The organism is Stenotrophomonas sp. AR029 (genome assembly GCF_047520695.2).
Taxonomy (GTDB): Bacteria; Pseudomonadota; Gammaproteobacteria; order Xanthomonadales; family Xanthomonadaceae; genus Stenotrophomonas; species Stenotrophomonas sepilia.
Map to the genome: position 1 here is coordinate 473242 of NZ_JAXBQQ020000001.1, position 12726 is coordinate 485967.

Annotated in this window: 12 protein-coding genes; 2 read left to right on the plus strand and 10 right to left on the minus strand. The window is 67.9% G+C overall.

Annotation, left to right across the window (positions count from 1 at the left end; genetic code table 11):
• Positions 1–44 precede the first annotated feature (44 nt).
• The 10 genes from ACM0PB_RS02285 to prmB form a co-directional block, all read right to left on the minus strand.
• A complete protein-coding gene (locus ACM0PB_RS02285; RefSeq protein WP_005417967.1) occupies positions 45–2063 on the minus strand; it encodes a hypothetical protein in 2019 nt (672 codons plus the stop codon).
• Positions 2063–2737 carry a hypothetical protein gene (locus ACM0PB_RS02290; RefSeq protein ID WP_414604496.1) on the minus strand — a complete coding sequence of 225 codons (675 nt, stop codon included), beginning with the start codon at positions 2735–2737 and terminating at the stop codon, positions 2063–2065. The genes ACM0PB_RS02285 and ACM0PB_RS02290 overlap by 1 nt, the downstream gene beginning before the upstream one ends.
• 168 nt (positions 2738–2905) lie before the next feature.
• Complete coding sequence (locus ACM0PB_RS02295; RefSeq protein ID WP_065179160.1) at positions 2906–3562, minus strand: phosphoribosylanthranilate isomerase; 657 nt, start codon at positions 3560–3562, stop codon at positions 2906–2908.
• Complete coding sequence (gene truA / locus ACM0PB_RS02300; RefSeq protein WP_065179161.1) at positions 3559–4329, minus strand: tRNA pseudouridine(38-40) synthase TruA; 771 nt, start codon at positions 4327–4329, stop codon at positions 3559–3561. Before truA ends, ACM0PB_RS02295 begins: the two co-directional genes overlap by 4 nt.
• Positions 4330–4362: 33 nt before the next feature.
• Positions 4363–4725, minus strand: a complete 363-nt coding sequence (locus tag ACM0PB_RS02305; RefSeq protein WP_049414720.1) for a VOC family protein — start codon at positions 4723–4725, stop codon at positions 4363–4365.
• A gap of 26 nt (positions 4726–4751) precedes the next feature.
• A complete protein-coding gene (locus ACM0PB_RS02310) occupies positions 4752–6779 on the minus strand; it encodes a FimV/HubP family polar landmark protein (protein WP_414604497.1) in 2028 nt (675 codons plus the stop codon).
• 148 nt (positions 6780–6927) lie between these two features.
• Positions 6928–7956 carry an aspartate-semialdehyde dehydrogenase gene (locus ACM0PB_RS02315; RefSeq protein ID WP_065179163.1) on the minus strand — a complete coding sequence of 343 codons (1029 nt, stop codon included), beginning with the start codon at positions 7954–7956 and terminating at the stop codon, positions 6928–6930.
• An 89-nt stretch (positions 7957–8045) separates the two neighbouring features.
• Complete coding sequence (locus ACM0PB_RS02320) at positions 8046–9083, minus strand: 2-hydroxyacid dehydrogenase (RefSeq protein WP_065196982.1); 1038 nt, start codon at positions 9081–9083, stop codon at positions 8046–8048.
• Complete coding sequence (gene aroC / locus ACM0PB_RS02325) at positions 9076–10179, minus strand: chorismate synthase (RefSeq protein WP_053500252.1); 1104 nt, start codon at positions 10177–10179, stop codon at positions 9076–9078. The genes ACM0PB_RS02320 and aroC overlap by 8 nt, the downstream gene beginning before the upstream one ends.
• Positions 10176–11105, minus strand: a complete 930-nt coding sequence (prmB, locus tag ACM0PB_RS02330; protein WP_053500256.1) for a 50S ribosomal protein L3 N(5)-glutamine methyltransferase — start codon at positions 11103–11105, stop codon at positions 10176–10178. The genes aroC and prmB overlap by 4 nt, the downstream gene beginning before the upstream one ends.
• 122 nt (positions 11106–11227) lie before the next feature.
• Between prmB and ACM0PB_RS02335 the strand changes: the two genes are divergently transcribed.
• Positions 11228–11878, plus strand: a complete 651-nt coding sequence (locus ACM0PB_RS02335) for an SCO family protein (RefSeq protein WP_414604498.1) — start codon at positions 11228–11230, stop codon at positions 11876–11878.
• Positions 11875–12717: an archaetidylserine decarboxylase gene (gene asd, locus ACM0PB_RS02340; protein ID WP_053501139.1), complete on the plus strand. Its 843-nt coding sequence runs from the start codon at positions 11875–11877 to the stop codon at positions 12715–12717. Before ACM0PB_RS02335 ends, asd begins: the two co-directional genes overlap by 4 nt.
• The last annotated feature ends 9 nt before the right edge of the window (positions 12718–12726 follow it).

The window sequence follows — 12726 nt, forward strand, 5'->3', positions numbered from 1 at the left end:
CGGCCGGCGCGGGCGGGCGATGGCGGCGGCCATCGCCCGATGCATCAACGGGCGCTGTCGACCACGGTAGCCGACACGGTCGGTACCGCTTCAGCATCCTCGGCGATCTGGCGCGGCGCCGGTTCGGCCACGGCCACGCCCAGGTAGCGCTGCATCAGCTCCTGCACGATCGGGCTCTTGCCGGCGAAGCCTTCGATCGACTTGCCCAGCGACACCGCCTTGACCAGGTTCTCGAACATGCCGCCGTCGCCGCCGACCAGGTCGATATCGGCGTTGCGCAACGCGCTGGCGATGACATTGGCGTTCTCGCGCGAGACTTCCTTGCCGGCTTCGATCGAGGCCAGCGCCTGCTTCAGGCTGTTGTCCAGCATCATGCGGAACTCTTCATGGCCACGTGCCTGGTCACTCAGCGAGGCGATGGCTTCGAACTTGCGCACCAGGCCCTCGGCCTCGGCCAGCAGCTTCTTCTGCACCACGCCGGCTTCGGCATTGCCCAGCGACTCGGTGGCGGTGGCACGGGCCAGGCCCATCTTTTCCTCACCCTGCGCCTGCGCCTGCAGGGTCTCGGCCAGAACGCGGGCTTCGTTGCTGCCCTGCTTCAGGCTGGCTTCGGCCTTGGCTTCGATCACGCGCGCTTCGGCAATGCCGACCTTCTCGATGGCCAGCGCCGAAGCTTCACGCACCTGCGCTTCGGCCAGGCCCGGCGCTGCCTGTTCGGCACGCAGAGCATCGGCCAACAGGCGCTTGGCTTCGGCCTGCTTGCCGGCCGCTTCATGCTCGGCCTGGGCCAGCGTGGTCAGTTCCACCGCGCGATGCTTTGAAGCGGTCTCGCGCGCCTGCGCTTCCTTGACTTCGCGCACCAGCGCTTCCTGCGCCTTGGCCTCGGCTTCCAGGATCAGCACCTGCTTCTGGCGGTCGGCCTCGGAGACTTCGCGCACTTCCTTGATGCGCTCCTCTTCCTGCGCCACGGTCTTGTCGATGGAGATGCGTTCACGGGTGATGTTGGCCACGTCCATCTTGCCCTGCTCGACCACCTTGTCACGCTCCACGCCCTGCAGCTGCACTTCACGATCGGTGGTGACCTGCTCCAGCTGGCGTGCGCGCTCCACGCGCTCGGCCTCGATGGCCACGGCACGCTGGCGGTTCTGCTCGGCCACTTCCACTTCGCGCAGGCGGTTCTGGTCGCGGATCTCGATCAGCTGCTGCGCTTCGATGCGGGCGTTCTCGGACAGCTGGCGCTGCTCCTCCTGCACCTTGGCGGTCTCGGCCTCCTCGCGTGCGCGGATGGTCTCGATCTCACGCTTCTGCCGCGCTTCGGCTTCGGCCTGCTGGCGTTCCAGGGCCAGCAGCGCTTCGCGCGCTTCCACGTTCTTCTTGGTGATGGCGAGCTTCTCGTTCTGCTCCAGCTCGTTGGTCACCACGTTCTGCGCGGCGGTCAATTCGGTGATCTTGCGGATGCCCTGCGCATCGAGAATGTTGAACTGGTCCAGCAGCGATTTCGGGGTCTGCTCCAGGTAGTCGATCGCCACGTCCTCAAGGACATAGCCGTTCAGATCATTGCCGATCACCGCGATGATCTCGTCGCGGAACTCCTGGCGCTTCTCGAACAGTTCGGTGAAGTCGAACTTCTTGCCGACCGTCTTCAGCGCTTCGGAGAACTTGGCGTTGAACAGCTCGTCGACGGCATGCTTGTCCGATGCACGGTCGGCACCGATGGCCTTGGCCACCCGCAGCACGTCGGCCTGGGTCTCGTTGACCCGCAGGTAGAACGCCACGGCGATATCGGCACGCATGTTGTCGCGGCAGATCAGGCCTTCCTTGCCGCGGCGGTCGATCTGCAGCGTGATCAGGCTGATCCGCATCAGCTCGGCGCGGTACAGCACCGGGATGATCAGCGCACCGGTGAAGTGCACCTTGGGCGTGGAGCTCATGTCGTTGACGATCAGGGCCACGCCCTGGTCGACCTTGCGGTAGAAGGCCTTGAACAGGCCGGCCAGGCCGAGCAGTGCGACCAGCAGCACGGCTACGCCGATCAGGAAGGGGGCCATGGTTGCCAACGTCATCAGTGATTCTCCTTGTTGCCCGGAAGCAGGTTGTCCTGGAAGTCGAGGGCGACCGCGTCGGCGCGGACCACCCGGTAATGGTGTTGATCAGCCACGTGTTCGACCAGCACGATGCGCTCGCCACGCTGCAGTTCGATCTCGCTGCGCACCTGCAGCACCAGTCCGGCGCCGCCATCGTCGAAGGTGGCGTGACCGCTGCGGGCATCCACCTTCGGCGAGGCAACCACGCCGGTACGCCCCAGCAGCGAGGCCTGCGCCACCGGGCGCAGGCGCAGCAGGAACCTGCGGACGGGGCGCAGCAGCAGCGCGGTGAACGGCACCGCCGGCAACGGCGCCAGAAGGGCCACGACCGCACCGATGGCCCAGCGCAGCAGGTCCGGCAGCGGCAACAGCACGAACAGATGGACGAAATGGGTGACGATCCAGGCGAAGAAACCCAGCAGCGTCACCACAAGCATGAGGGGAACCCCACCCAGGCCCCAGCGCGCCAGCAGCGCGGACAGTCCCTGCAGCTCATGTGGGTCGCCATGCAGTGCCCCATCGGCGCCGGCATCGCCAAACCCGTCGTCGACCAGGCCGAAGGCCGCCAGTGCCCAATACAGCACCGCCACCGCCAGCACGATGCTGTACGGCAGGGTCGGGAAACCGAACACGACGGTGAGGAACTCCTGCATCGCTTGCCTTCCTGGGCTGTGGGCGGCGGCCACCCGTTCGGGACGCGCCGGACGCGCCCCGTCGATCCCCGCGCCGGCCCTCATGGCAGGCGCGCTTGGGACCATCCTATGTGAAGAATGCGTGCAGGCTCAAATCCAGGTCCAGATCACGGCAAATAGTGACGACAATCACTCAAGAACCGTGCAATCGGCGCGGCGCACTTCCTCGACGAAGGTGCGCATCTTATCGCCGTCCTTGATGCCCGGCTCCAGTTCGATGCCACTGGAGACATCCACGCCCCACGGCAGGGTACCCAGCACCGCGTCGTAGACGTTTTCCGGGTTCAGGCCACCGGCCAGCAGGAACGGGCGATGCAGGCCGGTCGGAATGCGGCCCCAATCGAAGGCCACGCCGGTGCCGCCACCGCCGCCCGGCGCGTGGCTGTCGAACAGGAAGCCGGCGGCGCTGGGATAGCGCAGCTGCAGGGTGCGGGCGTTGATCTCTTCACGGCCGCCCATGGCGATCGCCTTCAGGTACGGCATGTTGAAGCTGCGGCAGAAGCTCTCGTCTTCCTCGCCGTGGAACTGCAGCAGGGTCGGTCGTACCGTGCGCAGCACCTCGCGCACTTCTTCCTTGCTGTTGTTGCGGAACAGCGCCACCACGTCGACCATGGGCGCGATCGCCTGGCGCATCGCGCGTGCCTCGGCCGGAGCGACCCGGCGGCTGCTTTCACGGGCAAAGATGAAACCCACCGCGTCCACGCCCAGCTCACCGGCCAGGCGGACGTCGCCGGCCCGGGTCATGCCACAGAACTTGATGCGTGTGCGGTAGTAGGAACGGCTCATAGCGTGACCTCGGCGGGCAGGTGCCAGTTGTCGGGGTACAGGGGCCCAAGGAACACCAGGCCCTGCGGCGGTGCGGTGGGACCGGCTACGGTGCGATCGCGCCCGGCCAGCAGTTCGGCGATCCATTCCACCGGCTTCTCGCCACTGCCCACCAGGATCAGCGATCCGACGATATTGCGGACCATGTGATGAAGGAATGCATTGCCCTGCACGGCGACCTCGATCACCTCGCCCTGGCGGCTGACCTGCAGTGACTGCAGCTCACGCCGGGCGTGCAGCGCCTGGCACTGCACCGAACGGAACGCGCTGAAGTCGTTCTCACCGAGCAGGGCCTGGCCGGCGGCGTGCATCAGGGTCTCGTCCAGCGCGCGGCGCTCCCAGCTCAAGGTCTGCCGGTCCAGCGCGGGCCGCACTTCGCGGTTGAGCAGGCGGTAGCGGTAGCGGCGTGCGCGCGCGGAGAAACGCGCGTGGAAATCCTCGGCCACCGGCACGCACCAGCGCACTGCGATCGAGCGCGGCAGGCGGGTGGTAGTGCCCAGCATCCACGCGCGCGGATCGCGCAGCACGTCGGTATCGAAATGCACGACCTGGCACTGGCCGTGCACGCCGGCATCGGTGCGGCCAGCACAGACCACCTGCAGCGGCGCATCGGCCACCGACGACAGGGCCTGCTCAAGGCTGGCCTGCACGCTCGGGCCACCCTCGCCCAGGTTCTGCCAGCCCCTGAAATCGCTGCCGTCGTACTCGACGCCAAGCGCGTAACGCATGTGCTACCTCAGATGTTGCGGGAGGGGCGGCGCTCAGGCCGGATCGCGTTCGGACCACACCGCCAGTTCGTTGCCACCAGGCTCGACGAACTGGAAACGGCTGCCGCCGGGGAAGGAAAACACCGGCCGCACGATCTCACCGCCAGCGTCAAGCACCGCCGCTTCGATCGGTGCCAGCTGGTCAGCGTACAGCACCAGCAGCGGGGCACCGGCATCGCTGGCACGCAGCGGCTGGCCGCGGAAGAAGCCGCCCTGCAGGCGGCCGTCGTCGAACGCGGTGTAGTCGCTGCCATAGTCTACGAACGACCAGCCGAACGCCTTCTCGAAGAAGGCGCGGCTGGCTGCAGGATCCGTGGAAGCGAATTCAACGTAGTCGATGCGGCGCTCGCGGCTCATGGCGCGGTCCTTGTCGGTAGGGTCGATCACGGCAGGCGGGCCAGCAGTTCGCGGGCCTGGGCCTGGCAGTGCAGGTCGCCGCCCTCGGCCACTTCCTGCAGCAACGTACGCGCGGTCTGGGCATCGCCCAGGTCGAGGTAGGCGATGGCCAGCTCAAGGCGTTCCTGCCCGGCGCGCAGCGCCCAGCCGGCATCGCCGGCCGGCGCCGCAGTACCGTCTTCATGCGGCGCAGCGGCCAGCGCGTCGTGCGGTGCTGCGCCTGAAGCCTCGCCGTCAGGGTGCTCTGCCGGCAGGTCGAACACGCCGCGGAACTGCGGCTGCTGTTCGGCATGCAGCGCGTAGTCCGGCACTGCCACCTCGCCGGGGGCCGCCTGCGCGAGCGGCTCATCCTGCGCGGCGGCGGCCGGCGCGGAATCCTCCTGCGTGGCCACCGGCTCGTCCCAGCGCGGCAGGTCGGTCACTGCCTCGGGCAGCTCCATCACTTCGTCATCGCGCAGCGTCTGCGCCTGCCAGTCAGCCTGGGCGGCGACGTCGGCGACCGGTTCGGCAGCCACGTCATCCTGCCCCCCGGTTTCGCTCGCCCAAGCCGGCATCGCCGGCTCCTGGCGGCCCGCTTCGGGCACCGCCGACGACCACGAGGACTGCTCGGCCAGCGTATCCAGCGCCGCGCCCGCCGGTACCGCAGCGGTCAGGCCGGCGGCATCGTCTTCGTCGCGCAGCGGCGGCAGCGGCGACGGCTTGCGACGACGCAGCAGCCAGGCTGCACCGGCCGCCAGCAGCAGCACCGGCAGCCCCAGCCAGTACCACGGCGTTGCCGCATCGCGGGTATCCGGTGCCTGCGCCAGTCGCTGCTGCGCGGCGGCCAGGTCGTTGTCCTTCATCGCGATCAGCGACTGCTGCTGTTCCTTGAGTTTTTCCAGGTCGGCGACGCGCTGCTTCAGCTCGCCAATCTCGGCATCGCGGGTCGCGATGTCCTCGCGTGCCTGGCGCAGTTGTTCGTTGCCCAGCATGTCACCCTCGCTGCCGGCTCCAGTGCCGGTGGTTGTGCCCGCGCGCGCGGCGTCGGAAGCCAGCGCCGGAGCGATTTCAAGTCGTGCCCCATTGGCCGCGGCCGGGGAAGAAGCTTTCGTGGTTGCCGCCGCGGCCATCGGGGCGACGGTACCCGCCGGTTGCGGCACGGTGCGCGCCTGCCGCCACTGCGCTGCATGCTCGCGCACCAGCGCTGCGGCCTCGGCGGCATCGACCGCCGCCAGTGCATCGCTGCCGGGCATGCGCAGTACGGCGCCTTGCTTGAGCAGGTTGACGTTGCCGCGGATGAAGGCCTCCGGGTTGGCCCGCAGCAGGGCGATCATCGCGCGGTCGCGGCTGACCTGGTTGCCGCGGGCCACCGCGCTGGCGATCTGCGACAGGGTCTGCCCACGCTGGACGATGACGCTGCCATCGGCTGCCTGCGCGGCAGCGGGTGCAGCCCCTGCACGCGGGCGAGCCGATGCAGGTGCCGGCGCTGCCGCAGTGGACGGCGCAGGTGCGCTTGCGCTCTCCGCAGCGGCCGGTGCCGGTGCAACGTCACGGACGATGGTGTTGGAGAGGGTACCGGCCGGCGCGACGATTTCCGGTTCGGCCACCGCCAGTGCGCTCGAGGGCGCATCAACCAGTGCCGAGTATTCGCGCACCAGGCGGCCCTGGCCCCAGTCGGCCTCGATCAGGAAGCTCAGCGACGGGGTTTCGACCGGCGTCTGCGAGGTCACCCGCACCACCGCCCTGCCCTGCGCATTGCGGGTCAGTTCGAACTGCAGCTCGCTGACCAGCCCGGCCGGCCGCTGCAGGCCGACGCGTTCGAAGGTGACCGCAGAGGCCAGCGCGACGCGCAGGTTCTCCAGTTCGGATGGATCGGCCGAGACTACCGGGATTTCGGCCAGCAGGGGCTGGCCCGGCTTGGACAGGACACGGATGTCACCCAAGCCCAGGGCAAGCGCCGAACTGCTGGCCAGGGCCAGCAGCGCGGTGGAAAGATAGAGGAGCGGGCGCTTCGCGCCCCTGGCCCGTTTATTCATGGGCGACACTATAAAGCGTGCGGACCGGGGTCCGCACCCACCGAGGGGACCTTCGGTAGCGCCGGCCGCTGGCCAGCAGACACGCACGTCCACACATCACGGCAATGCCGGCCAGCGGCCGGCACTACCGGTGAGGCAACCGCTGTGATCAGCGCTGCTCGGCGGCGACCAGCTCGGCCAGCTGCACGGCGTTCAGGGCAGCGCCCTTGCGCACGTTGTCCGACACGATCCACAGGTTCAGGCCACGCGGGTGCGACAGGTCCTCGCGGATGCGGCCGACGTACACCGCGTCCGTGCCCGAGGCGTGGGTGACCGGGGTTGGGTAACCACCGGCCTCGTGACGATCCACCACTTCGATGCCCGGCGACTGCTCCAGCAGCGCGCGCGCTTCAGCGACGGTGACCTTGTCGCGGGTCTCGATCGCCACCGACTCGGAGTGGCCGTAGAACACCGGCACGCGCACCGCGGTCGGGTTCACCAGGATGCTGTCGTCACCGAGGATCTTGCGGGTCTCCCAGATCAGCTTCATCTCTTCCTTGGTGAAGCCATTGTCCTGGAAGTCATCGATGTGCGGGATCAGGTTGAAGGCGATCTGCACCGGGAAGCGCTGCGGATCGATCTCCTGGAAGCTGAGCAGCTGGCCGGTCTGCTTCCCCAGTTCCTCCATCGCCGAGCGGCCACCGCCGGACACCGACTGGTAGGTGGACACATTGATGCGCTCGATGCCGTACTTGCGGTGCAGCGGCGCCAGCGCCACCAGCATCTGCATGGTCGAGCAGTTCGGGTTGGCGATGATGCCGCGCGGACGGTTGGCGACCTGTTCCGGGTTGACCTCGGACACCACCAGCGGCACGTCATCGTCGTAACGGAAGGCCGAGGAGTTGTCGATCACCACCGCACCGGCGGCGGCGAACTTCGGTGCGTATTCCTTGGACACGCTGCCGCCAGCCGAGAACAGCGCGATCTCGACACCGGTCGGATCGAAGGTGGCCAGGTCCTGGACCTTGACCTTCTGGCCGTTGAATTCGATCTCGCCACCGGCCGAACGCTCGGAGGCGAGGACGCTCAGGCTACCGACCGGGAAATCACGCTCGGCCAGGATCGACAACATGGTCTCGCCAACGGCGCCGGTGGCACCGACGACGGCGACGTGGAAACTGCGCTGTGCATTGCTCATGGGGAACTCTCACGAAAACGGGAATGGGGAAAAACACGCACGACAGCTGGGTTCGGGGAACCTCCTCAAGCGGAGCGCGCGGAGGTTCCCTATCGTTTCCCGGTTTTTTTGCCCAGCGTCACGCGCGCGGCCATCGCCGCGTCAGCGTTGATCGCGCTCGGCATGCGCGACGGGCCGCCGTCCAGGCCGAGCCCGGCAGCCAGATTATCCACAGCCAGCTGTACCATCGCCGTGCGCGTAGCCAGCGAAGCGCTGCCGATATGCGGAGTGAGCACCACGTTGCGCAGCGCCAGCAGCTCCGGGCGCACCTTCGGCTCGCCCTCGTACACATCCAGGCCGGCGGCAGCCAGGTGGCCGTTGGCCAGCGCTTCGGCCAGCGCCAGTTCGTCGACGATGCCGCCGCGGGCGATGTTCACCAGGGTTGCCGTCGGCTTCATCTTCCCCAGCGCAGCCGCATCGATGATGTGATGCGAGGCCGGCGTGTAGGGCAGCACCGTTACCAGATGGTCGGACTGTGCCAGCAGCGTATCCAGGTCCACGTAGGTCGCGCTGAGCGACGCCTCGGTATCGGCCGGCAACCGTGAACGGTTGTGGTACAGCACCTTCATGCCGAAACCGTGCGCGCCGCGGCGGGCGATGCCCTGGCCGATGCGGCCCATGCCAAGAATGCCCAGCGTGCTGCCATGGACATCCGCGCCCAGCATGGTCTGGAACGACCACTGCTGCCACTGCCCTTCACGCAGCCAGCGCTCGGACTCAGTGATCCGGCGCGCGGTTGCCATCAGCAGCGCGAAACCGAGATCGGCGGTGGTTTCGGTCAACACGTCCGGCGTGTTGCTGGCCAGGATGCCGGCCGCGCTGAGCGCGTCGACATCCAGGTTGTTGTAGCCGACGCCGACATTGGCGATCACCTTCAGCTGCGTGGCATCGGCTACCTGGGCCGCACCGATGCGCTCGTTGAGGGTGATGATCGCGCCGTCGGCGCTGGCCAGCTGTGCGGCGATCTGGTCCGGCGACCAGGCGGTGACGGTGTCGGTGCTGCGCAGCTGCACGCGATCGCGCAGCGGCGCGATGGCCGCCTCGATCAGCGGCTGGCTCACCCACACGGTCGGCCGCGTGTCAGCCATCGATCTGCCCGGGAATGCGCGGGGTGATCGTGCCGACATCGCCGCACTGCGCGCGATGACGCAGCGCCTGGTCCATCAGCACCAGCGCCACCATCGCCTCGGCGATGGGCGTGGCGCGGATGCCGACGCAGGGATCGTGGCGGCCGGTGGTGACCACCTCGACCACGTTGCCGGCCGTATCCAGCGACGGGCCCGGCAGGCGCAGGCTGGACGTCGGCTTCAGGGCGATCGACGCGACGACCGGCTGACCGGTGGAGATGCCACCGAGGATGCCGCCGGCATGGTTGCTGGCGAAGCCCTGCGGCGTCAGCAGGTCACGGTGCTCGGTGCCCTTCTGCGCGGCGCTGGCGAATCCGTCGCCGATCTCCACGCCCTTCACCGCATTGATGCTCATCAGCGCAGCGGCCAGTTCGCCGTCAAGCTTGCCGTAGATCGGCTCGCCCCAGCCCGGCGGCACGTTGTCGGCGACCACGTCCACGCGCGCACCGACCGAGTCGCCAGACTTGCGCAGCGCATCCATGTACGCCTCCAGCTCCGGCACCTGTGCGGCGTGCGGCCAGAAGAACGGATTGTCTTCCACCGCCGACCAGTCGAAACCGGCCGGGGTGATGTCGCCCAGCTGCGACAGGTAGCCACGCACGGTAACGCCGAAACGCTCGGCCAGCCACTTCTTGGCGACCACGCCGGCGGCCACGCGCATGGTGGTCTCGCGTGCCGAGGAACGGCCACCGCCACGCGGATCGCGGATGCCGTACTTGTGCCAGTAACTGTAGTCGGCATGGCCCGGGCGGAACTGCTGGCCGATATTGGCGTAATCCTTGCTGCGCTGGTCGGTGTTGCGGATCAGCAGCGCGATCGGGGTGCCGGTGGTCAGGCCCTCGTATACGCCGGACAGGATCTCGACCTCGTCGGCCTCGCGCCGCGCGGAAGTGTGCCGGCTCTTGCCAGTCGCACGGCGCTGCAGGTCGTGGGCGAATTCGGCCGCGTCCAGCGCCAGCCCCGGAGGGCAGCCATCAATCACGCAGCCTATGGCCGGCCCGTGCGACTCGCCGAACGTGGTGACGGTGAACAGCTTGCCGAACGAATTGGAGCTCACGGGCGCTGCGCCGCCAGTTCGGTGATGCGTGCGCTGTGGGCGATCAGCTCGCGGCATTCGACCGCGAAGATGCCCATCTGGCCGACCTTGAACTCGATCCAGGAAAAATCGACTTCCGGCAGCAGCTTGACCAGATGCTGTTCGGACTCACCCACTTCACAGATCAGCAGACCGTCTTCGCTCAGGTGCAGCGGGGCATCGCGCAGGATCTTCAGCACCAGGTCCAGGCCATCGTCACCGGCACGCAGGCCCATTTCCGGCTCGTAGGAATACTCCTGCGGGAGGGCATCAGTCTCGTCGTTGGTGACGTACGGCGGGTTGGTGACGATCAGGTCGTAGTGGCGGCCGGTCAGGCCATTGAACAGGTCCGACTTGATCAGGGTGACGTTGTGCGCCTGCAGGCGCTCCTTGTTCTCCTCGGCCAGCGACAGTGCGTCGTCACTCAGGTCGACGCCGTCCACTTCCCAGTTCGGGTAGTAGTGGCCCATGGCGATGGCGATGCAGCCCGAACCGGTGCAAAGATCCAGCGCGCGGCTGACATCGCGGCCGGCCAGCCACGGTTCGAAACCACATTCGATCAGTTCGGCGATCGGCGAGCGCGGCACCAGCGCGCGCGTGTCACTCTTGAAGCTCAGGCCGGCGAACCAGGCCTCACCGGTCAGGTAGGCAGCGGGGATGCGTTCGTCGATGCGACGCTGGAACAGTTCCAGCACGCGCAGCTTTTCGGCCCGCAGCAGGCGTGCCTGGCCGTAGGCCGGGCCGAGGTCGTGCGGCAGGTGCAGGCTGTGCAGCACCAGCTGGGTCGCCTCGTCCAGCGCATTGTCGTAGCTGTGCCCGAAGGTCAGCCCGGCTTCGTTGAAACGGCTGGTGCCGTAGCGGATCAGATCGATGATCGTGTGGAGTTCGGCGGCCGTTTCAGCGGTCATGGCGGTACTGCGCGCAAAGTGGCCCCCGATTATAGGGGCTGGCGCCCGCGGCAGCATCCGTTGCGGCGGAAACGATCGGGCCGCAGCCGGTATGATGGAGCCCATTTCGCGTGGGAGCCCCCATGTTCAATCGCAATGCCGGCATCATCCTGCTGATCGCCCTGGCGGCGGGGCTTGGCCTGCTCGCCGCCCAGCACGTGTTCGCGCCGAAGCCGCCGGCCAACGCCCCGGCCACCGAAGCGATCACCCTGTACCCGCAGCCGCGTGAACTGCCCGACTTCAACCTGGCCCAGTCCGACGGCACCCGCCTGATCCCGGGCGAACTGAAGGGCCACTGGACCCTGGTGTTCCTGGGCTTCACCTTCTGCCCGGACGTCTGCCCGACCACCCTGGCCGAGCTGGCCGGCGCGCAGAACCAGTGGGAGGCCCTGCCCGATGGCCTGCGCCCGCGCGTGCTGTTCATCTCGGTCGACCCGGACCGCGACAGCGCCACCCGCCTGGGCGAGTACGTGCACGGCTTCCACAAGGACACCCTGGCCGCCACCGCCGATATCCCCTCGCTGGAGCGCTTCGCCACCTCGCTGGGTTTCGTGTTCCAGAAAGTGCCGGGCAAGCATTTCGAAGAAAACCCCGAGGATTACACCGTCGAGCATTCGGCCAGCCTGGCCGTGCTCGACCCGCAGGGCCGCCTTGCCGGCCTGGTGCGCCCCCCGTTCAATGCGCCGGCGATCGCCCGCGACCTGCAGAAGCTGACCGAGAAAACCGCCCCATGAGCCTCACCACCGCCCTGACGTACGCCCTGCCCCATCGCCTGCTGTCCTCGATGGCACGCTCGCTGGCGTACTCGGACGATCCGCGCGTGTCGCGCTGGCTGATCGACACCGTCACCCGCAAGTTCAACGTCAACCTGGACGAAGCGGCCAACCCGGACCCGCGCAGCTATGCCACCTTCAACCAGTTCTTCACGCGTGCGCTGAAGCCGGGCGCGCGCGTGGCCGATGCCGATCCGCGCAGCCTGGTGATGCCGGCCGACGGCCGCATCAGCCAGCTGGGGAAGATCGAGGCCGGCCGCATCTTCCAGGCCAAGGGCCAGTCGTTCACCGCCGCCGAGCTGCTGGGCAGCGACGAGGATGCCAAGCCGTACAACGACGGTCTGTACGCCACCGTGTACCTGTCGCCGCGCGACTACCACCGCGTGCACATGCCGTGGACCGGCACCCTGCGTGAAACCGTGCACGTGCCAGGACGCCTGTTCAGTGTCGGTCCTGCGGCCGTCAACGGGGTGCCGCGCCTGTTCGCCCGCAACGAGCGCCTGGTCTGCCACTTCGACACCAGCTTCGGCCCGATGGTCAGCGTGATGGTCGGCGCGCTGCTGGTATCCGGCGTGGAAACCGTGTGGAGCGGCGAGGAGATCCCGGCCTACGGCGATCGCATCACCCGCAAGGACTACCGCGGCCAGGGCATCAAGCTGGAGCGGTTCGCCGAGATGGCACGCTTCAATTACGGCTCGACCGTGGTGGTGCTGCTGCCGCCGGGCGTAGCCGAATTCGCCCCGCAGCTGGGCGCCGAGAGCCCTGTGCAGCTGGGCCAGGCCCTGGCAAAGCTGCGCTGACAAAAAAGG

Coding starts and splice junctions, on each gene's coding strand:
- ACM0PB_RS02285 (WP_005417967.1), bottom strand. CDS start 2,063: ATGACGTTGGCAACCATGGCCCCCTTCCTGATCGGCGTAGCCGTGCTG.
- ACM0PB_RS02290 (WP_414604496.1), bottom strand. CDS start 2,737: ATGCAGGAGTTCCTCACCGTCGTGTTCGGTTTCCCGACCCTGCCGTAC.
- ACM0PB_RS02295 (WP_065179160.1), bottom strand. CDS start 3,562: ATGAGCCGTTCCTACTACCGCACACGCATCAAGTTCTGTGGCATGACC.
- truA (WP_065179161.1), bottom strand. CDS start 4,329: ATGCGTTACGCGCTTGGCGTCGAGTACGACGGCAGCGATTTCAGGGGC.
- ACM0PB_RS02305 (WP_049414720.1), bottom strand. CDS start 4,725: ATGAGCCGCGAGCGCCGCATCGACTACGTTGAATTCGCTTCCACGGAT.
- ACM0PB_RS02310 (WP_414604497.1), bottom strand. CDS start 6,779: ATGAATAAACGGGCCAGGGGCGCGAAGCGCCCGCTCCTCTATCTTTCC.
- ACM0PB_RS02315 (WP_065179163.1), bottom strand. CDS start 7,956: ATGAGCAATGCACAGCGCAGTTTCCACGTCGCCGTCGTCGGTGCCACC.
- ACM0PB_RS02320 (WP_065196982.1), bottom strand. CDS start 9,083: ATGGCTGACACGCGGCCGACCGTGTGGGTGAGCCAGCCGCTGATCGAG.
- prmB (WP_053500256.1), bottom strand. CDS start 11,105: ATGACCGCTGAAACGGCCGCCGAACTCCACACGATCATCGATCTGATC.
- ACM0PB_RS02335 (WP_414604498.1), top strand. CDS start 11,228: ATGTTCAATCGCAATGCCGGCATCATCCTGCTGATCGCCCTGGCGGCG.
- asd (WP_053501139.1), top strand. CDS start 11,875: ATGAGCCTCACCACCGCCCTGACGTACGCCCTGCCCCATCGCCTGCTG.